This is a genomic window from Undibacterium sp. 14-3-2, from assembly GCF_016595265.1.
GTDB classification, from domain to species: Bacteria; Pseudomonadota; Gammaproteobacteria; order Burkholderiales; family Burkholderiaceae_D; genus Undibacterium; species Undibacterium aquatile.
On the sequence record NZ_JAENGS010000003.1, the window covers coordinates 268558 to 287114 of the forward strand.

Genomic DNA, 18557 nt, shown 5'->3' on the forward strand with positions numbered 1-18557 from the left:
AGAAATCAGACCGGCGGAACATGCATTGTTTGCGTATAACAGAGGATGTTCCACCGGCAAAGATTCAATACGTGATGCCGATACGCCGGTACAGAAAGCCCAACACAAACAAAGGGCCTATCAGCAAAAAACGGATATCATCAAAAAACGATGGTTTTTTGCCCTCGATCTTATGCCCGATGAACTGACCTATCCAGGCGACGATGAAAACGGTAAGAGAAATCTGCCAGATTCTGCCCTGTGGCAGATACTGCAAAACCGCCAGTATCAGCGCCGACATCAACAGCATGCCGAGCGCGAAGCGCGGCGATAAAAAGAAATAGTAAATCAGGCTGGTCATCACGGCGGCATACGCTGCTAACGGGTGCCCGGCCCAGATCAGACCGAGAAAAGAAAAGACGATCGCCGGTACACAGATGCAATGAATGATTTCATTCGTCGGATGTAAGTGACTTTCAGCATATTTGGTCAGCAAAATATCCACCTGCCGACGCTTGGCGTGGGTTTGGGTTTGTTCCATGTTGTCTCCTGATATTCGTCATATCGCGCACCACACCAGCTAATTTTCTGCTGCGGTAACAATATGCGTTGTCGATTTTTATGTGATATGACCTGTCAGCGTCTGTCGCGCTGTCGGCGTACAGCATCATACTTTGGAAATCTGTTGAATACCAAGAACGGCAGAATTAATGCAACATCATCGCGATCTGTAACGTTGCCTGCTCGGTGGGTAAATTTTTGAATCCGGTCTTTGCAAAACGCAACCAACGGCCAAGGACAAAACTACATAACAGGCTGGCCCGGACCTGCGCTTCTGTATCAATCGCGTTGCCCTGACTTGCGGCCAGACGGAAAGACTGCCGGAACGCCATTTCTATCCGTTCTGCCAGTTGATTCATGCGTAATTGCAGGCGCTCATCTTCATTGACCAGCGCATCGCCAGTCAACACCCGCGTCATGCCGGGGTTACGTTCTGCAAAATTTAACAGCATTTGTGCAATTGCCTGCACCTGCAACAAGCCATCGTCCTGCTGCTCGCTGATTTGATTAATCAGACCAAAAATGGATGCTTCAATGAATTCGATCAAGCCTTCAAACATCTGCGCTTTGCTGGCGAAATGACGATATAAAGCGGCCTCAGACACCTCCACCTTTGCCGCGAGGGCTGCGGTGGTGATTTTCTCGCCTTTAGGATTTTCCAGCATTGCTGCCAGCGTCTGCAAAATTTGGTGCTTACGCTCGCCCGGTTTGGTACTAGCCATTTTTCTCTGATCTGAATGAAAGGTACAAAAGTACAAAATGCATCGTGTAGATGCATGATCTTGCCTGTTACTGACTCACTACCTGTGAACAGCGGGTGTCAGATTCTATGTGAAACCCGCTGCTCATGTGAAGCAATCTTGCAAACTTTAATTTTTCAAATACTCTTGACAACTGGCTTTTTATACAGCTATCCGTTCTTCGTTCAATACTGGCTGATGGTTACCAGAGACGGTTTTAGCTGATGGTCTTATTTACCGTTATAACGATTGTATGCATTCACATATGGCTGCGGATCTGCCTCAACAACATTTTGCACACGAATACCTTGCAATGCAGCTTTATGTTCAGCATTTGACATCATACCCGTCATCGCAACACGGATCTGATCAATCAGTTCAGCGCCCAGTTTTTTATTCGCCAACATCACCCACGGCGCTGCCTTCTCACCTTCAGCCAGAACAACGTAACCCGCAGCCGCCATTTTAGGCGCAACCGTGGAATCCGATTTCACCACACCGACGTCCGCCAGTTTGTTTTCTAAGGCAAAAGGAATTGTTGCCTGTAATTGTACGTTGTACACATTGCTTGTCTCCGGTTTGAATCCCAGACCAGCAAGCAGACGCAATGCCTGACGTGTCACTTCACTGTCCGCAGGTGGCATCGCAAAGCGTAGTTTTTTCAGTTCATCAGGTGACTTGAAATTCTTTTTCAGGCTGGCCGGTCCAACCAGTGTCATCTGACTTTTGATACCCGAATCAAGGGCAACAACTGGGACAAAACCTAAAGTCTGGATCGCCATTCCGGCAACCGCATTCGGGCGGGCAATCAGAATATCACCCTGACGTATCGCTTCCGCATCGTACTGACGCAAAGGGGATAGTCCCGTTACCTGTATTTCACGCTTCAGGTAAGTACCAAGAACCGTGGCAAGTTGCTGATATTTTTTCGAACTGTACTCAGATTCGCCGCTGCTGGAAGTACCTTCCTGAACCAGCAGACGCAGCGCGGGACCGGCGGCAGGCGCAGCTATAGAAATAGAATTCAAACTCAAAAAAACACTGAAAATACTCAGAAACAGAATACGAAATATCATCTTTATACAATCAATAAAAATACAGCCGCCTACCGGGTAACACCTGGCAAACGGTTTCAGGAAATGGAACTGGCGGGATAGCGTTGAACGCGGAGGGAATAACGAAGGGGATAAATCAGTTTATCCGGCGACCCACAATTTCCACACGGAAAATTTTAAGGCTGTATTGTAATCGCTTCTTTGTGCATCTGCACAAAATTTAGGCATTTTTTATTTATATAACAGATATAAGCAAACACGCATATTCTTGCAAAATGTAACTAACAATAGCTATTTATCATCTATAAATGCCAATTTATCGCAGTCTTCTGCACTTCAGTAAGTGCTGCACCGAGCGTAACTGCACGTCGATGCAAGCAGCGCGTGGCCGAAGATGGATAATTTTCTGCTGCTGCGGCGGAATGTATCCGTGCACCCAAACTGTCTGCAATCCTTCCTTTTTAGCGGCACGCAGATTATCAATGCTGTCTTCAACCAGAATACATTGCGAAGCACGCAGGTGGTTTTTTGCCAGAAATTTACGCAAAAAAGGGCGTGATGGTTTAGGCTGCAATTTGCCATGAACACGCATTTCCTCCACCGGAATATGCTGCATAAATTGTCTGTGCAGATTCAGATGCATTAACACCCGGCGGGAATAATGCGCCGGGGCATTCGTCAGCAAAATTTTCTTACCGGACAGCGTGCGCAAACAACGGGCAAGGCCACGCTGAGAACGGATCATGGATGGCAGATCATGGAAAGTATGTGCATGCTGCAAAAACTCTTCCGCCTGAACGCCATGATGCCTGACCAGCCCCATCATCGTCACGCCATAGCGCAGGTAATAGTCCAGCCGCAATGCGTTGACAGTCGCCTCATCCGCCGGTTTGCCAGCATCACCCAGCAAACGGGCGATGTAGGCATTCATGTTCAGATTAATCTGCGGGAAAATCGCATGCGAGGCATTGTGCAGCGTGTTGTCCAGATCAAATAGCCAGACCCGCTGCGACGCACGCTGCCTCATGCCTGCAACCGCAAAGACAAACGAAGGATGGTCATCCGGATTAATGACTGCGGATCATGGTACCGAAAGCCTGTTCAGTCAGCACCTCCAGTAACAATGAGTGCTCAATGCGGCCATCAATGATATGCACCGTATTGACGCCAGATTTGGCGGCGTCCAGTGCTGACGATATCTTCGGCAGCATACCGCCGGAAATGGTGCCATCCGCAAACATCTCATCAATCTCACGCGCCGACAAATCGGTGACCAGATTACCTTGCTTATCCAGCACACCAGGAATGTTGGTCATCATGATCAACTTCTCTGCTTTCAGAATTTCAGCGATCTTGCCTGCCACCAGATCTGCATTGATGTTGTAAGCCTGACCATCATCACCAAAACCGATAGGAGAAATAATCGGAATGAAAGCATCGTCCTGCAAGGCTTTCACAACGGCCGGATTGATTGCATCGATTTCACCGACAAAGCCGATATCCAGCATTTCTCCCGGATTTTCCCTATCCGGCATCATCATTTTGCGGGCACGAATCAGGCCACCGTCTTTACCAGTCAGACCAACAGCCTGACCACCATAATGATTAATCAGCATCACGATATCTTGCTGAACTTCACCACCAAGCACCCACTCAACAACTTCCATCGTTTCATCATCGGTAATACGCATGCCCTGTATAAAAGTGCCCTGCTTACCCATTTTTTTCAGTGCGTTATCGATTTGCGGACCGCCACCGTGCACCACCACAGGATTCATGCCGACCAGCTTCAGCAAAATCACATCACGTGCAAAACCATGTTTCAGGCGCTCTTCTGTCATCGCGTTACCGCCGTATTTAACGACGATGGTTTTTCCATGAAACTTGCGGATATAAGGCAACGCCTCAGCCAGAATTTCGGCTTTAATCACTGGCTCGACACCGGCTAATTTATCTTCTGCTTCTGCTGCTGGGTTTGCGTTCAAATCGCTCATAATGACGGTATCCTGAAGATCATGAAAGGTTTATTCGGTTATCCCGGATTTTACAGGATTATGCAGACGAACCGATGGCCAATTCACCCCGAACGCATGACTTTAGCAGCGGATCAATTAATAAAAGGAAATCAGCATGAGCATTTGCCAGCGTTGTCATACAGAATTCACCTGCGCAATGGCTGACAATACAGGGCAGGAGTGTTGGTGCACCGCTCTGCCACCATTAGATTTCTCTTGTTTTCCGGATGGGAAAATCCCCGCCAATGCCAGTTGTTTGTGCCCGATTTGTCTGCCGCAATGGAAAGCGGAAATTGCAGCAGAAAAAAACAAGCTTGAATGAATTCAGTTACCATACGCGTTCGAGTAATCAGCCTTCCTGATAGGAATACTGCAATGTCTAACGATACCCTCATCGCTTACAAAGCGGTCAATATCCCAGTCTCGCAACGCATCCGTGAACGGATACAGGCGAGCAAAACACGCTTCCATGCCAACGATAACATCGCCCGCTTTATTGAGCCTGGTGAGCTTGCGGAACTGCAGGCGGAGGTCGAGGAAAAAATGCGCGCGGTATTGCAGAGCCTGGTGATTGATACCGAAAGCGATCACAATACTCAGGATACCGGACGCCGCGTCGCTAAAATGTTCATCAATGAAGTCTTTGGAGGCCGCTATGTCCCTATGCCTTCGGTGACTGAATTTCCGAATGCGTCACATCTGAATGAACTGATGATCATCGGCCCGATTACCGTGCGCAGCGCATGCTCACATCATCTGTGCCCGATCATGGGGAAAGTATGGATTGGTGTGATGCCGAATGAGCATTCCAATCTGATCGGTTTATCCAAGTATGCGCGGATTGCGGAATGGATCATGAGTCGCCCGCAGATCCAGGAAGAAGCAGTCGTACAACTGGCAGATGCGCTGCAAGAAAAAATGCAGCCGGATGGCCTTGCCGTCGTCATGGAAGCCGATCATTTCTGCATGCACTGGCGCGGTGTGAAAGACACCGAAGCAAAGATGATTAACAGCGTCATGCACGGATCGTTTTTGAAAGACCCGAATCTGCGCCGCGAATTTTTATCCCTCATTAAACGTTAATCCAGACAGGAAAGATCATGTTAGTCCGCCTGCTATATGCCAGCCGTGCCGTTGATGAAAAAACTTGCGATACCGTCCAACTGATTATGCAGCAATCACGTCTGCATAATCCGGCGAATGGCATTACTGGTGTACTGTGCCATACTGACCAAGTGTTCATGCAAGTACTGGAAGGCGGGCGTGAGGCGGTCAACACGTTGTACGGTCATATCTTGCGCGACCCACGCCACAAGGATGTGATGCTGCTTGATTACGAAGAAATCACAGAACGTCGCTATGCCGGCTGGACCATGGGGCAGGCGAACATGAGCAAAATTAACCCATCTATTCTGCTGAAATACTCACCGTTGCCAGTGTTAGATCCACATGGGATGTCCGGGAAAATGCTGCTGTCACTGATAGACGAATTAATGGCGACGGCATCGATCGTCGGGCGCACCTGACATCATCTCAGGAAATATCTGCAAATAAATACGGGAAAGCCGGTAAACACTGAAACGCGCAGTGCTTACCGGCTTTTCTTATTTGTCAGTTACTGATATTGCCACCGGCATTGACAACTGCTTCCGGCACTGGCGCATCAATCGCAGCGCAAACACCGCGCAATAAATCAGCGACCTGCGCTTCGATGTGAACATCCGGTGCACGCGCAGCCGCTGCCAGCATTGCGCGTATCAGGAAGGGTTTGGCGAGCGGAGCCAACTGATGTATTTTTTCCAGTGCCTGCCTGACGTCAAAAAAATCGGAAGAAGCCGTTGCCATCAAATCGGAAGAACTGAATTCCAGCTCAGGCACAATGGCAGCAGCACGCATAAATGCGGCCTCCGCGATATTTTGCTGAGTATGGCTGTGCGCGACCAACGATAATAATAAACAGACCTCTGAACGCAACGCTGCAACATTCGCGTAGCGCACGGGAACCGAACGCCCGGCCTGCGGCCCAAGCCGACGCTCTAACACAGCCAGCACGACAAATTCGGCTTGTGTCATGCGCTGATCAGCCGCAATCAACTTGGCTGCCACTGACAACAACTGCGCTCTTTCCGGCGTTGTCAGCAGTTTTAAAGCTGGCATTGCCAGATCCAGCAAAGGCAAGCGAACGCTGTTCTTCATCGCTTCGATTTCAAGCAGATATTGTTGCGCCAGATTTGCCTGAGAATTTGCTACCTGACTGATCAGGCTCTGTTGCACAACGAAGGCTTCAGGCTGATTGCGATCGAGCAGCAATGCATACACGAGGGCGCGAGCAGATTGCGTATCACGTGCGGCCTGCAGCAGCACAGGGCTGAAGCTCATCTTACGCCGTTCGTCAGTCTGTGCAGAAACGATACCCGGTTGCTGAGCGCCATTCATATTTACCGCTGAGTGTGGCGGAATCGCCGCCTGCCGCATCGCCTCGACGTTACGTGCGCCAAAACCATACACCCCCTCTGGTAACTCTTTCTGCGCAGCAGTGTCCTCTGACATCACACTGGCATCAAGAAATGCCACGTTTCTGCCATAAACACGTTTTAAACGTTCTTCCAGAGGCGGATGCGTTGCAAACAAACCGGACAACAATTGTGGCCGGGCCGCGCCAAGAAATAAATGTGACAGTTGTTCCGCGTGCGGGTTATCAATGCGCGAGCCACAATGATTGACTGCAGTCAGCCCACCGATCTTACGCAAAGCGCCGCCTATCCCGTCAGGATTGCGCGTGAATTGCACTGCACTCGCATCGGCCAGAAATTCACGCTGACGCGACACCGCAGATTTAATCAGGCGACCAAAAAAAATACCGACGTAACCGATTACAAACAGTACAGCGCCAACCGCCAGCATGATGATTTGCAGCGGCGGGCCTTTATCGTCACGACTGCGAGAACTGCCGAAACGCGTCCCCCAATAGAGTAATTCCTGTCCCAGGCCAGCGATCATCTGTATGCCAAATAAGATCCCGATCAGCTTGATATTCATGCGCATATCGCCATTCAGAATATGGCTGAATTCATGCCCTATCACACCTTGCAATTCATCTCTGCTGAGTCGGGATAAGGTTCCCTGCGTCACAGCAACTACCGCTTCATTCTGGTGATAGCCAGCGGCAAAAGCGTTGATCGCGTCTTCGTTATCCAGAATGTACACTCGCGGGCAGGCGATGCCCGATGCCAAGGCCATCTCTTCAACGATGTTCAGTAAGCGGCGCTCCCGCACATCGGTCGACGACGGCATAACCAATCTGCCGCCAGCCATTTTGGCAACCGCATCGCCTCCGTCGCGCAGGCGCCAGGTTTCAAACAAGGTTCCCCCAGCAATAAACAGCAAGGTCACAAAGGTATTGACGAGAAAAAATCCGCGAGGATATGCCGGAGCAACCGAGCCGTGCGCTCCGCCAAAACCCCAGGACCAGATCAGCGCCAGACTGACATTAACAGTAATGACTATGGCAATCACCGCCAACAGAAACAGAAACAATAATTTTCTGGTCTGGCGGTGTGCCTGGTCCTGCTGCTCAAAAAAATCCATATCCGTTGCGAGTCGGGCGATATGAAATCAAAAAGAAACTTTGACCGCTTTACGCTCTTCAGCGGATTCGGTTGCCTGTAATAATTCACCGGCTTTAAAGCCGAAAGAATTTGCAATCACTGAACCGGGGAACTGCTCTATGCCGGTGTTGTATTGCATGACACTATCGTTGTAAGCCTGACGGGCGAACGCAATTTTATTTTCTGTGCTGGTCAGCTCTTCGGTCAGTTGTATCATGTTCTCATTCGCTTTGAGATCAGGATAGGCTTCAGACAGGGCAAACATTTTTCCGAGCGAGGCAGTCAGCGTCCCTTCCGCAGCCGCGAGTTGCTGTACCGATGCGGCGTCTGATGGATCCACCACCGCTTTACTATTTGCAGTCACTGCCTGGTTCCGCGCAGCAATCACGGCTTCCAGCGTCTCCCGCTCATGCTTCATATAGCCTTTAGCAACTTCGACCAGATTCGGGATCAGATCATAGCGGCGCTTCAGTTGCACATCGATCTGCGCGAACGCATTTTTAAAACGGTTACGCAAGCTGACCAGACGGTTATACACACCGATAACCCAGAATACGATAACCGCGATAATGACCAACAGAACGAGTAAAGCAATCATAATTTCTCCGGATAAAAATAAAAAACCAGCGAAAATTCGCCGGTTTGTTTCACTTAATTATTGGTTTCTGTCTTTTCCGTCTTATTCGGCTGAACTGTCATCGCTTTGAGTTCTTCTTCACTGATGTATTCCAGCACCTTCACCACTTTACGGACCCCACCGACGCTGGCCGCAACCTCAGCGGCCTGATTGCCTTCACGTTGAGTAACACGCCCCAGCAGATAGACAACGCTCCCCTCGGTAACGACCTTAAACGCATTCGCATACAAATCTTTAGTGTCAACCAGAGACGCTTTTACTTTGGTCGTAATCAGCGCATCGTTTGAACGTGCGGAGAAATTGGAAATACCGGATATCTGAATTTCATTCATCACAGATAAAACACCTTCCACCCCACGCAACTCACGCTCTGCAGCAGCTTTGGTTTGCTCATCGGCGACTTCACCCGTCAGCAACACACGGCGATTAAAAGAATTCACATTCACATGCGCAGTATCTCCGAGAGATCTGGCAAGACGAGTTTCACCTTTGATGACGATCGCTTTATCTTCAGTCTGTGCGCCGAATGTACGACGATCACTTGCGGCAAAAGTCCCCATCACCGCGCTGCCAACGACCAGTTCGACGCATCCCTGCAGGCTCATCGCCGCTGCACAGCACAAACTGACAGTGGCAAGAGTACGGCTCAATCCGTTCCAGTTTTTTTCAATCATCTGCATCACCTCCAAATAGCGCGGCATCAATGCCATCGCAAATACAATGTATCGTTAACAAATGCACTTCCTGAATCCGCGCAGTACGGTCATGCGGAACACAGATATGTACATCCGCTTCGCTTAACAACTTCTTAATTTCACCACCGCCTTTTCCGGTAAAGGCAACGATACGCATATCGCGCTCAAGCGCAGCATTGATTGCATTCACCACACTGGCTGAATTACCGGAAGTCGAAATCGCCAGCAAAATATCACCGGACTGACCAAACGCCTGCACCTGCTTCGAAAATACTTCCTGAAAGCTGTAATCATTCGCAACCGCAGTCATTATGGAGGTATCTGTCGTCAACGCCATCGCCGGTAAAGGCAAACGTTCACGTTCAAACCGCCCAACTAACTCGGCCGCGAAATGCTGGCAATCTGCAGCCGAACCACCATTGCCGCATGCCAGGATTTTGTTACCGTTAGACAGTGCCAGAAACATGAGTTCCACTGCCTGTGAAATAGGCACGGCCAGTTCGTTGGCAGCCTGGATTTTTAATTCAGCACTTTCTTGAAAGTGCGCCAAGATACGTTGGTTTAGTTGGTTTGTCATAGTGTGTCAGATTATAAGGCAGGGACTAGCCTAGAATTACGTTTTGTAACCAATGGATTTTACCCGCATCAATCGCAACAACATCGAAACGACATGCAGGTTGCCCGCTCTGTTGAAGCAGAAAAACCTGGGCAGCATGCCACATTTTCTTTTGCTTGGCAGGAGTCACGCTGGCAAGCGCACCGCCAAATTGCATGGAAGTATGCGTTCTTACTTCAATAAATACCAGGCCGTCGCCATCGCGCATAATGAGATCAATCTCGCCGCCTTTACACAAAAAATTTTTTTGTATCAAACGCAGGCCGGCTTGCTCCAGATAGTGCAGCGCCTGTAATTCACCTTCATCGCCAGCACGGCGACGACTGGTACGTTTGTCTTCGTTTGCATCTGACAGCGTCGGCGCACGTCTCATTGTCGTACAATCTGGTTTTGATTAAATTGGAATGAACAGGTATGAATAGCACAGAATCCACACTGTTCACGAACAACACCATTATTGAAGCCGTCACCCGACAACAATATCCGGCTGGCACATTATATGTAGTCGCGACACCGATTGGAAATATCGCCGATATTTCTTTACGAGCCTTGCATCTGCTTTCTCTGGTCGATGCGGTTGCCTGCGAAGACACCCGGAATACGGCACAATTATTTTCGCGCTATGGTATCAATAAACCACTGATTGCAGCACATCAGCATAACGAACGGGAAGTTGCAGAAAAAATTCTGACGCGCCTGCAAGCGGGCGAACGTATTGCGCTGGTGTCTGACGCCGGTACGCCGGGGATTTCTGATCCTGGCGCAAAAATCGTTGAATTGCTGAAGCAATCCGGTATTCATGTCACGCCATTACCCGGGGCGTCTGCCGCTATCAGTGCTTTATCCGCCAGCGGGCTCTTGCATGAGCGCTTTTATTTCGTCGGCTTTTTACCGGCAAAAGCAGGACAACGCGACAGCATGCTGCACAAGCTTGAAAGTACTGATGCAACGCTGATTTTTTACGAAGCCCCACATCGTATTACTGACACTGTTCAGGCGATGCTCGCTGTGTTTGGTGGCGAGCGACAGATCGTGCTGGCACGTGAACTCACCAAATTGTTTGAAGAAATCCACCGCTGTTCGCTGAGCGATGCGCCAGCCTGGCTGAGTGCCGATAGCCACCGCGAAAAAGGCGAATATGTAATCTTAGTCGATGCCAAGCCGGTCGCAGAAGGAAACGACGATAGCGAAGCGCGCCGCGTGCTCAGTATTTTGCTGGAAGAATGTTCAGTCAAACAGGCAGCAGGTTTGGCGGCGCAGCTGACTGGTCTGAAAAAAAATGCCCTGTATCAGCTTGCGCTGGAAATGAAAACCGAAGACTAACGCTGAACAACCAGCGGGCGTCCGACGCCCAGATCGCCCGCTTGTGCAATCGCCGACATTGCCTCGGAACGGCTACTAAAAGGACCGCTGACAAGGCGATACAAACTTCCTTGCTGCACAATATCAAAGCTCGGTAACCGGTTCTCAATTCGGTTTTTCAGATGGGTCATGATCGATTCGGCATTTGAACGGATTGCGTAAGCACCAAATTGCAGGTAATAACCGCCACTCGCCTGCACAGGCGAGTTCAGCTTTTCTACAGGGCGACTATCCTGCGCAGCCAACAGTTCTTCCATCGTCATCTGATTGCTTGCCGGGGAAGAAACCGCCTGAACTACGGCGGCGGGTCTGGCGACATTGTCGTTACTTGCAGTAGCCACAGTCGTCGGCTGAGGCTGATTTTTACGATTCTCCACCATACGCTCAATGTCTGCTGGAAGTAAGCGCTCAACTTCAATCTGGCTGCTTCCTTTACCAAGAATGTCCAGTTTCAATGCGGCCGTATACGATAAATCAACAATGCGGCTTGAATGAAATGGTCCACGATCATTGATGCGCACAATAATCTGCTTTCCATTCGACAGGTTGGTTACTCTGGCATAAGACGGAATAGGTAAGGTAGGATGTGCCGCCGTAATTTTGTACATATCGTACAGTTCACCGGAAGACGTTTTCTGTCCGTGAAATTTTTTACCGTACCAACTGCCCACACCGCGCTGCACATAAGGCGTGGTCGTGTCGGTAATCGGTGTATAGGTCTTGCCAAAAACCACGTAGGGCCGGTTAGCTCCCCTGGCAAAATCTTCAACGACAGGAATCGGATCCACCGTAAACTCCAGTCCTTCCGGTGGATTATCGCCAGGGCCATCGTCTTTGTAATATCCACCTTTACCTGAGTTGGCTTTTGGCAGAGCGGGAGCGGTCGTTGTGGCAGACTTATTGGTTGATGCAGGGCGGGGATGATCAGCAATGATGATGGGCTGCTTAGGCGCAGTGCCGCAAGCGACTAACAATACTGATGATGCCGACGCCAGCAGCAAAGCTGGTCGTCTGAAATTGACTGATTGAGAAAAGAAAATTTTCATGTCTGCACCAGCTTACGATTACGCTGCACACTCATCATAATTCCTGCCGCCATTCCCAAGGTCACCAATGCGGTGCCGCCGTAACTGAGAAAAGGTAAAGGAACGCCGACTACCGGTAAAATTCCACTCACCATGCCCATATTCACGAATGAATAAGTAAAGAATATCATAGACACGGAACCGGCCATCAAACGGGAGAACATCGTTGGGGCATTTGCGGCGATCATCAGACAGCGAACGATCAGCAAAAAATACAAGCTAACCAGAATAGCATTGCCGATAAAGCCGAATTCCTCTGAAAAAACGGCAAAGATAAAATCGGTCGTGCGTTCAGGAATAAATTCCAGATGCGCTTGTGTTCCCTTGAGCAAACCTTTACCCGTCACGCCTCCGGAACCAACCGCAATCGTCGATTGAATAATATGAAAGCCCTTACCTAACGGATCCCGCGTCGGGTCCAGCATAGTCAGCACCCGGTCTTTTTGGTAATCATGTAAAAGGTACGGCCAGATCACTGTCGGCGTCACCACGGCGATAAAGGCGACGATCGATAATAAAACTTTCCATGACAAACCTGCCAGAAAGATCACGGTGAATCCGGCAGCGACCACCAGTAATGCGGTACCCAGATCTGGTTGTCTTGCAATCAGGCCGACCGGCACACCGAGTATGACTGTCGCGATGACAAAATCCTTGAAATGCAATGCGCCTTCTTTTTTCTGGAAATACCAGGCAAGCATCAGCGGTGTCGCAATTTTCATCATTTCTGAAGGCTGCATGTCTATACCTATATGCAACCAGCGGCGCGAGCCCTTTTTTACCAGGCCAAATACAGCGACCGCAATCAGCAAAGCCACGCCAAAGCTATAAATCGGAATCGCAAAACGCATCAGCGTGCGGGGTGGAATATTCGCCACTATCCACATAATGACAAATGACACGACGATATTGCGCAACTGATCTTCAAGCCTGCCTGGGAAATCAATACCGGCAGAATACAGCGTCACAACTCCGCAAGATAAAATCAGAAAAATGATGATTGCCAACGGCGCATCAAACACCATGATGCGAGAACGCAAGGAACGCCAGTAGACACCGAAATTATGCATGATCAGTCCTTATTCCCAGTTGTTTCGCCACCAGGTTTCGGGCCCGGGGCTGGCTCTGGCGGATTTTTTACTTCAGCATCAGAGCGGTACAAAGCCATGTCACTTTGTGCTTTCGGTGCTGGCACAGGAAGCTCTTTGTTTTCCTTAACCTCAGGGCGTTTTCCCAACAAATAATAATCCAGCGCCTTACGTACGATAGGTGCAGCCGCCTCCGAGCCGAAACCACCATTCTCTACGATAATTGCCAATGCAATTTTGGGCTGATCGGCGGGCGCGAAGGCGGTGTACAAAGAGTGATCCAGATGTCTGACCGCCATCCGTTTAGCATCGTACTTTTCATTTTTCTTGATACTGATGACCTGCGCTGTTCCGGTTTTACCGCCGGATACATATTCTGCATTCGCAAATACCCGCGCAGAAGTTCCTTCTTTCACCACCCCGACCATCGCATTTTTAATAAAATCGATGTTTTCCTGTTTCAATGGAATACGGAAACTTTCTTTTGGCACAGTCAGCGTGCGGGCACGGGTTTGCGGATCTTCCGTCATCTTCACCAGGTGCGGCTTCATCACTACGCCGTTATTGGCCAGCGTTGCAATTGCATGCGCCATCTGTAATGGCGTAAAAGTATTTTGCCCTTGTCCTATGCCCAGTGAAATCGTGTCGCCCGGTATCCAGCGTTGCTGTGCAGGCTTCTTGAATGCTGTGCGTTTCCAAGCGGTCGACGGCAGCAAACCGGTACGCTCATGTTCAAGATCAATGCCCGTTTTTTGACCAAATCCAAACGGCTTCATAAAATCATGCATCGCATCGACACCCATGTCATTGGCCAGCATGTAGTAATACGTATCGCACGATTGCACGATCGATCGATACATATCTACCATGCCGTGACCACCGGGTTTATCGTCTTTGAAAATGTGATTACCGAATGCAAAGAAACCGGGATCGGCAATCGCTTGCGTTGCGGTCCGTTTGCCCAGCTCCAATGCCGCCAGCGCCATAAACGGCTTATAGGTCGAGCCGGGTGGATACGCTCCGGTCAGTGGCCGGTTTAACAGCGGCTTGTCTTCAGAAGTATTAAGCTCATTCCAGCTTTGCTGATCGATTCCTTCGACAAATAAATTCGGATCATAGGTGGGTTTGGATACGAATGCCAATACGTCACCAGTCGCCGGTTCAATCGCTACCAGCGCACCACGACGATCACCAAATGCTTCTTCAATGACTTTCTGCAGCTCAATATCGACCGACAAAATCAGGTTCTTACCGGACGTCGGCGGCGTGCGCGATAAGGTGCGCACGGCACGGCCACCAGCGGATACTTCCACCTCTTCAAACCCGGTACTTCCATGCAAAATCTTTTCGTAGCTTTTTTCCAGTCCTTCTTTGCCGATATAGTCCGTCCCGTTATAGTTCGCACTGTCTTCCATATCATCGATAATTTCAGCATCTTTTGTGCTGATACGACCAATGTAGCCAATTACATGCGAGGCCACATCGCCCTGAGGATATTGGCGGAACAAGCGGGCTTGTATATCGACGCCGGGAAAGCGAAAGCGTTGTGCAGTAAACCGGGCAACTTCTTCATCGGTTAAACGGGTACGGATAGGAACACTTTCAAAGCTCTTGGAATCTTCCAGTAATTTGCGGAAACGCTTGCGATGCTTAGGCTGAATATCGACCAAATCCGCGAGCTCATCGATCAGCACATCCATGTCCTGATTGATCTTGGAAGCAGTGATCTCCAGCGTATAGGCTGAATAATTTCTGGCGAGAATGACGCCATTTCTATCCAGGATCAGACCACGGTTAGGTACCACCGGAACAACGTCAATGCGGTTCTCATCCGCCAGTAAAACGTAATCGTCATGCTTGACTATCTGTAACCAGACAAAACGTGTGACCAACGCAGAAAAACAGGCGAGCACAAATATGCCAAGGAAAATCAGCCGCAGGCGAAAAAGATAAAGCTCGCGCTCGGTGTTCTTTAGTTCAGTCATGATTTCTTAAATTTACTCAGCAACATGCGGCACACTGTTGACGCACGTCCGCAGCGGTTCAGATAGGACGATTATGGTCTTTATCGATGGCACGTCGTTGTGGTGCCAGCAAAATCAGCGTTGCTACCGGCCACAATAATGTCGTCACCAGACTCTGAGAGAAATACAACCAGCCTGGAAAATGTGCCTCTGGTGCGATCAACAGCCGGACGCCCGTCTGCAATCCTTGTACAAACAGGAATAACGGAAATACATGCAGGCACTGAGTCACAGGATGAAACCACAATACGCGCCGGTGTATGGTGATCGCAAAATACGACAACAAGGTATATGCCAGTGCGTTTTCACCAAGATAAATCGCATCATGCACATCCATCACCAGCCCCATCGCAAAAGCGACACCGATGCCAACCTTGAGCGGTTGATGAATACTCCAGAAAACCAATACCAGGGCAACGAAATCCGGCACGCCAGCCATGCCACCCCAAGGTAAAAAATTCAGAAAAAAAGCAGCAATAAAACTGAATGCAATAAACAGCGAATTAACTGGCAACAAAATGTAATGGGGCTGATTCATTTTGTGGCATCCTTTTTATCTTCAGGTTTCACTTCCTTTACCGCGTCTTTCATATCGGTCTGCGTGATCGCCTGATGATCGACCGGTTTCACATCACTTCCAGGCGGCGCAGTGTCACGCGTTACTTTACGATTGAATTTTTCTTTTCTCGCCCGCACATCTTCGGTGTCAGGGCGTGGCAGATTGGTCGTCGATACCTGCAAAATCAACAATTGCTTATTCTTGTCTATGCCAGCGACCGGAGCACATAAAATGTTTTCCAGAGTGGTCGTCGCCTTATTTTCGACTTGCACGACATTCGCTACCGCCAGCCCGGCGGGATAAATACCATCGATACCTGAGGTCACAAGCTGATCACCCACTTTGACATCTGCATTCGAGGTCAGGCGCATATCAAGATAGGATGACTTGCCGCGTCCATACGCCACACTGCGCAAACCATTTCTGAGTATCTGCACCGGAATCGCCTGATTTTTATCGGACAACAATGTCACTTCAGCCGTGAATGGAAAAACTCTTGTGACCTGCCCCACCACACCCAGATCATCAATAACTGGCTGGCCCAGTGCGACACCATCTTTGATACCCCGGTCAACGATGACTTTTTTGGTTGAGGCATCGCGGGCATCATAAATAATTTCAGCAAGAACTGATTTCACTGGCAAACGTTCACGTGCACCAAGCAGGTTACGCAAGTGACTATTTTCCGACTGGAGCTGAGCAGTTTTCTGCAAAGAATCTGCATTGATGATTTGCTGGCGTTTCAGGCGGGAATTCTCTTTTTCGAGATCTGTCTGCGTCACAAAATAATGTGACACCTGCCGCGCAATGTCGGCAGGAATCACTGCCATCATTTGTGCTGGGTACAACACCGTTCCTAATACCTGGCGGGCAAACGTTAAGGTATTCAGGCGAGAATCAACGACCAGCAGGAAAACCGCAAAAACGGTAAAAAAAACGGCTCTGACACGTGCAGATGCACCTTGTTTAAAGAGGGGTGGCGGACTGTAATCCATACTATATCAATCGTCAGAAACCGGTTACCTATCCACAGCAGAAGCCTGGGCTATGTGCATGCGCTCAAAAAACAAAAAGCCGACATAAATGCCGACTCTGCTACCTGCAGAACTGATGCGTCCTACCGACAAGACAATGAATTACATTCACAGACACATACATTGTGATCTCATGCCTCGCCGGATCGTATTGCTCATACTCTGATCTGCATAGGCGGGGTGATATACCACCCCGCCTGGTTCAGAGTTTTATTCGTAAGAAAAGATGGAGCCCAATTTATCCATGCGCTCCAGCGCCATGCCCGAACCGCGCACCACGCAAGTCAACGGATCTTCGGCAACGATTACCGGCAGACCCGTTTCTTCCATCAGCAAACGATCCAGATCACGCAGCAAAGCACCACCACCGGTCAGCATCATGCCTTTTTCTGCAATATCGGCACCAAGTTCCGGCGGCGTTTGTTCCAGCGCGTTTTTAACCGCAGAAACAATGTTGTTCAACGGATCAGTCAGCGCTTCCAGAATTTCATTGCTGGAAATGGTGAACGACCGCGGAATACCTTCGGACAAATTGCGACCTTTGACTTCCATTTCCTTGACTTCGGAACCAGGGAAGGCAGAGCCGATCGCTTTTTTGATCGCTTCCGCAGTCTGTTCACCGATCAGCATGCCGTAGTTACGACGGATGTAATTGACAATCGCTTCGTCAAATTTATCACCGCCGACCCGCACAGAACCTTTGTACACCATACCGCCGAGCGAGATAATACCAACTTCAGTCGTACCACCGCCGATATCCACCACCATAGAACCGGTCGCTTCAGAAACCGGTAAACCGGCACCGATTGCCGCCGCCATCGGCTCTTCAATTAAAAATACCTGCGAGGCACCAGCGCCCAGCGCAGATTCACGGATCGCGCGACGTTCCACCTGCGTAGAGCCGCAAGGAACGCAGATGATGATACGCGGGGAAGGCTTGAAGAATTTGGTGTCATGCACCATGCGGATAAACTGCTTGAGCATCTGCTCAGTCACCGTAAAGTCAGCGATCACGCCATCTTTCATCGGGCGGATGGCTTCGATATTGCCGGGCACTTTGCCCAGCATCTGCTTCGCTTCTTTACCGACGGCCTGGATGGTTTTCTTACCATTAGGACCGCCTTCCTGACGAATCGCCACCACAGAAGGTTCATCCAGCACGATGCCCTGACTACGGACATAAATTAAGGTATTTGCAGTACCAAGATCGATTGCCAGATCATTTGAAAAATAGCTACGTAGAAAACCAAACATGTATTGTCCTGTATTTAACAATTGTGTGTACAGCGTCTCAAGCAGATCGCTGTTCCACGAAATTTCATCAAAATTTGACCCTGTCCGCATCAACCGGATCCTCATATTCAAGGCCAGTCCGCAGCAACTTCGGGGATTTAGCGCACCTTATAGGGCATTAACCCGCCATTCTACCTTATAATCTTCTTAAATTTACTCGATACCAACACCTAAAAATTCAGTATCGAAATTTGTATATTTTTGCA

General features: G+C 49.4%; 20 protein-coding genes. 4 read left to right on the plus strand and 16 right to left on the minus strand.

Annotated elements, in window-relative coordinates:
- Positions 1–64 precede the first annotated feature (64 nt).
- The 5 genes from Undi14_RS09145 to argB all read right to left on the minus strand — a co-directional run bounded on the left by Undi14_RS09145 (position 65) and on the right by argB (position 4329).
- On the minus strand, positions 65–520 hold the full coding sequence (locus tag Undi14_RS09145) for a DUF962 domain-containing protein (RefSeq protein ID WP_200179633.1): 456 nt from the start codon (positions 518–520) through the stop codon (positions 65–67).
- A gap of 166 nt (positions 521–686) precedes the next feature.
- A complete protein-coding gene (gene slmA / locus Undi14_RS09150; RefSeq protein WP_186884370.1) occupies positions 687–1262 on the minus strand; it encodes a nucleoid occlusion factor SlmA in 576 nt (191 codons plus the stop codon).
- Between the two features lie 248 nt (positions 1263–1510).
- On the minus strand, positions 1511–2314 hold the full coding sequence (locus Undi14_RS09155; RefSeq protein ID WP_200179634.1) for a PhnD/SsuA/transferrin family substrate-binding protein: 804 nt from the start codon (positions 2312–2314) through the stop codon (positions 1511–1513).
- Positions 2315–2651: 337 nt separating this feature from the next.
- The gene (locus tag Undi14_RS09160) at positions 2652–3362 is read right to left on the minus strand and encodes an HAD-IA family hydrolase (protein WP_200179635.1); all 711 of its coding nucleotides are present in this window, start codon (positions 3360–3362) and stop codon (positions 2652–2654) included.
- Between the two features lie 40 nt (positions 3363–3402).
- Positions 3403–4329, minus strand: coding sequence for an acetylglutamate kinase (gene argB / locus Undi14_RS09165; RefSeq protein ID WP_223827036.1), 927 nt, complete (start codon positions 4327–4329; stop codon positions 3403–3405).
- 136 nt (positions 4330–4465) lie between these two features.
- Between argB and Undi14_RS18505 the strand changes: the two genes are divergently transcribed.
- Genes Undi14_RS18505 through Undi14_RS09175 form a run of 3 tightly spaced genes read left to right on the plus strand, consistent with a single transcriptional unit; the run spans position 4466 to position 5876 of the window.
- Positions 4466–4672, plus strand: coding sequence for a cysteine-rich CWC family protein (locus Undi14_RS18505; protein WP_370589926.1), 207 nt, complete (start codon positions 4466–4468; stop codon positions 4670–4672).
- Positions 4673–4725: 53 nt separating this feature from the next.
- Complete coding sequence (folE, locus tag Undi14_RS09170; protein WP_200179636.1) at positions 4726–5433, plus strand: GTP cyclohydrolase I; 708 nt, start codon at positions 4726–4728, stop codon at positions 5431–5433.
- Positions 5434–5450: 17 nt separating this feature from the next.
- A complete protein-coding gene (locus Undi14_RS09175) occupies positions 5451–5876 on the plus strand; it encodes a BLUF domain-containing protein (RefSeq protein WP_200179638.1) in 426 nt (141 codons plus the stop codon).
- A gap of 85 nt (positions 5877–5961) precedes the next feature.
- Here Undi14_RS09175 and Undi14_RS09180 read toward each other — a convergent pair whose 3' ends face one another.
- From Undi14_RS09180 to Undi14_RS09200, 5 genes are read right to left on the minus strand one after another with little or no spacing between them, the layout of a single operon-like run.
- The gene (locus Undi14_RS09180) at positions 5962–7938 is read right to left on the minus strand and encodes a M48 family metallopeptidase (protein ID WP_200179640.1); all 1977 of its coding nucleotides are present in this window, start codon (positions 7936–7938) and stop codon (positions 5962–5964) included.
- 27 nt (positions 7939–7965) lie between these two features.
- On the minus strand, positions 7966–8556 hold the full coding sequence (locus Undi14_RS09185; protein ID WP_186897643.1) for a LemA family protein: 591 nt from the start codon (positions 8554–8556) through the stop codon (positions 7966–7968).
- 53 nt (positions 8557–8609) lie between these two features.
- Positions 8610–9269, minus strand: coding sequence for a BON domain-containing protein (locus tag Undi14_RS09190; protein WP_200179642.1), 660 nt, complete (start codon positions 9267–9269; stop codon positions 8610–8612).
- Complete coding sequence (locus Undi14_RS09195; protein ID WP_186884361.1) at positions 9262–9867, minus strand: phosphoheptose isomerase; 606 nt, start codon at positions 9865–9867, stop codon at positions 9262–9264. Before Undi14_RS09195 ends, Undi14_RS09190 begins: the two co-directional genes overlap by 8 nt.
- Before the next feature lie 25 nt (positions 9868–9892).
- Positions 9893–10279, minus strand: a complete 387-nt coding sequence (locus tag Undi14_RS09200; RefSeq protein WP_200179644.1) for a YraN family protein — start codon at positions 10277–10279, stop codon at positions 9893–9895.
- Positions 10280–10320: 41 nt separating this feature from the next.
- Between Undi14_RS09200 and rsmI the strand changes: the two genes are divergently transcribed.
- Complete coding sequence (gene rsmI / locus Undi14_RS09205; RefSeq protein WP_200179645.1) at positions 10321–11229, plus strand: 16S rRNA (cytidine(1402)-2'-O)-methyltransferase; 909 nt, start codon at positions 10321–10323, stop codon at positions 11227–11229.
- Here the strand turns inward: rsmI and Undi14_RS09210 are convergent.
- From Undi14_RS09210 to Undi14_RS09235, 6 genes are all read right to left on the minus strand, one after another.
- Complete coding sequence (locus Undi14_RS09210) at positions 11226–12314, minus strand: septal ring lytic transglycosylase RlpA family protein (RefSeq protein WP_200179646.1); 1089 nt, start codon at positions 12312–12314, stop codon at positions 11226–11228. The two genes, rsmI and Undi14_RS09210, sit on opposite strands and share 4 nt — an antisense overlap.
- Complete coding sequence (rodA, locus tag Undi14_RS09215; protein WP_186884357.1) at positions 12311–13423, minus strand: rod shape-determining protein RodA; 1113 nt, start codon at positions 13421–13423, stop codon at positions 12311–12313. The genes Undi14_RS09210 and rodA overlap by 4 nt, the downstream gene beginning before the upstream one ends.
- 2 nt (positions 13424–13425) lie before the next feature.
- Positions 13426–15426, minus strand: coding sequence for a penicillin-binding protein 2 (gene mrdA / locus Undi14_RS09220; RefSeq protein ID WP_200179647.1), 2001 nt, complete (start codon positions 15424–15426; stop codon positions 13426–13428).
- Between the two features lie 58 nt (positions 15427–15484).
- Positions 15485–16003, minus strand: coding sequence for a rod shape-determining protein MreD (gene mreD / locus Undi14_RS09225; RefSeq protein ID WP_186897638.1), 519 nt, complete (start codon positions 16001–16003; stop codon positions 15485–15487).
- Positions 16000–17019, minus strand: coding sequence for a rod shape-determining protein MreC (gene mreC / locus Undi14_RS09230; RefSeq protein ID WP_200179648.1), 1020 nt, complete (start codon positions 17017–17019; stop codon positions 16000–16002). Before mreC ends, mreD begins: the two co-directional genes overlap by 4 nt.
- 249 nt (positions 17020–17268) lie before the next feature.
- On the minus strand, positions 17269–18312 hold the full coding sequence (locus Undi14_RS09235) for a rod shape-determining protein (RefSeq protein WP_186884353.1): 1044 nt from the start codon (positions 18310–18312) through the stop codon (positions 17269–17271).
- Positions 18313–18557 lie beyond the last annotated feature (245 nt).

Coding starts and splice junctions, on each gene's coding strand:
- Undi14_RS18505 (WP_370589926.1), top strand. CDS start 4,466: ATGAGCATTTGCCAGCGTTGTCATACAGAATTCACCTGCGCAATGGCT.
- rsmI (WP_200179645.1), top strand. CDS start 10,321: ATGAATAGCACAGAATCCACACTGTTCACGAACAACACCATTATTGAA.
- Undi14_RS09190 (WP_200179642.1), bottom strand. CDS start 9,269: ATGATTGAAAAAAACTGGAACGGATTGAGCCGTACTCTTGCCACTGTC.
- Undi14_RS09145 (WP_200179633.1), bottom strand. CDS start 520: ATGGAACAAACCCAAACCCACGCCAAGCGTCGGCAGGTGGATATTTTG.
- slmA (WP_186884370.1), bottom strand. CDS start 1,262: ATGGCTAGTACCAAACCGGGCGAGCGTAAGCACCAAATTTTGCAGACG.
- Undi14_RS09235 (WP_186884353.1), bottom strand. CDS start 18,312: ATGTTTGGTTTTCTACGTAGCTATTTTTCAAATGATCTGGCAATCGAT.
- Undi14_RS09195 (WP_186884361.1), bottom strand. CDS start 9,867: ATGACAAACCAACTAAACCAACGTATCTTGGCGCACTTTCAAGAAAGT.
- folE (WP_200179636.1), top strand. CDS start 4,726: ATGTCTAACGATACCCTCATCGCTTACAAAGCGGTCAATATCCCAGTC.
- Undi14_RS09175 (WP_200179638.1), top strand. CDS start 5,451: ATGTTAGTCCGCCTGCTATATGCCAGCCGTGCCGTTGATGAAAAAACT.
- Undi14_RS09160 (WP_200179635.1), bottom strand. CDS start 3,362: ATGAGGCAGCGTGCGTCGCAGCGGGTCTGGCTATTTGATCTGGACAAC.
- Undi14_RS09210 (WP_200179646.1), bottom strand. CDS start 12,314: ATGAAAATTTTCTTTTCTCAATCAGTCAATTTCAGACGACCAGCTTTG.
- Undi14_RS09180 (WP_200179640.1), bottom strand. CDS start 7,938: ATGGATTTTTTTGAGCAGCAGGACCAGGCACACCGCCAGACCAGAAAA.
- mreD (WP_186897638.1), bottom strand. CDS start 16,003: ATGAATCAGCCCCATTACATTTTGTTGCCAGTTAATTCGCTGTTTATT.
- argB (WP_223827036.1), bottom strand. CDS start 4,329: ATGAGCGATTTGAACGCAAACCCAGCAGCAGAAGCAGAAGATAAATTA.
- mrdA (WP_200179647.1), bottom strand. CDS start 15,426: ATGACTGAACTAAAGAACACCGAGCGCGAGCTTTATCTTTTTCGCCTG.
- rodA (WP_186884357.1), bottom strand. CDS start 13,423: ATGCATAATTTCGGTGTCTACTGGCGTTCCTTGCGTTCTCGCATCATG.
- mreC (WP_200179648.1), bottom strand. CDS start 17,019: ATGGATTACAGTCCGCCACCCCTCTTTAAACAAGGTGCATCTGCACGT.
- Undi14_RS09200 (WP_200179644.1), bottom strand. CDS start 10,279: ATGAGACGTGCGCCGACGCTGTCAGATGCAAACGAAGACAAACGTACC.
- Undi14_RS09185 (WP_186897643.1), bottom strand. CDS start 8,556: ATGATTGCTTTACTCGTTCTGTTGGTCATTATCGCGGTTATCGTATTC.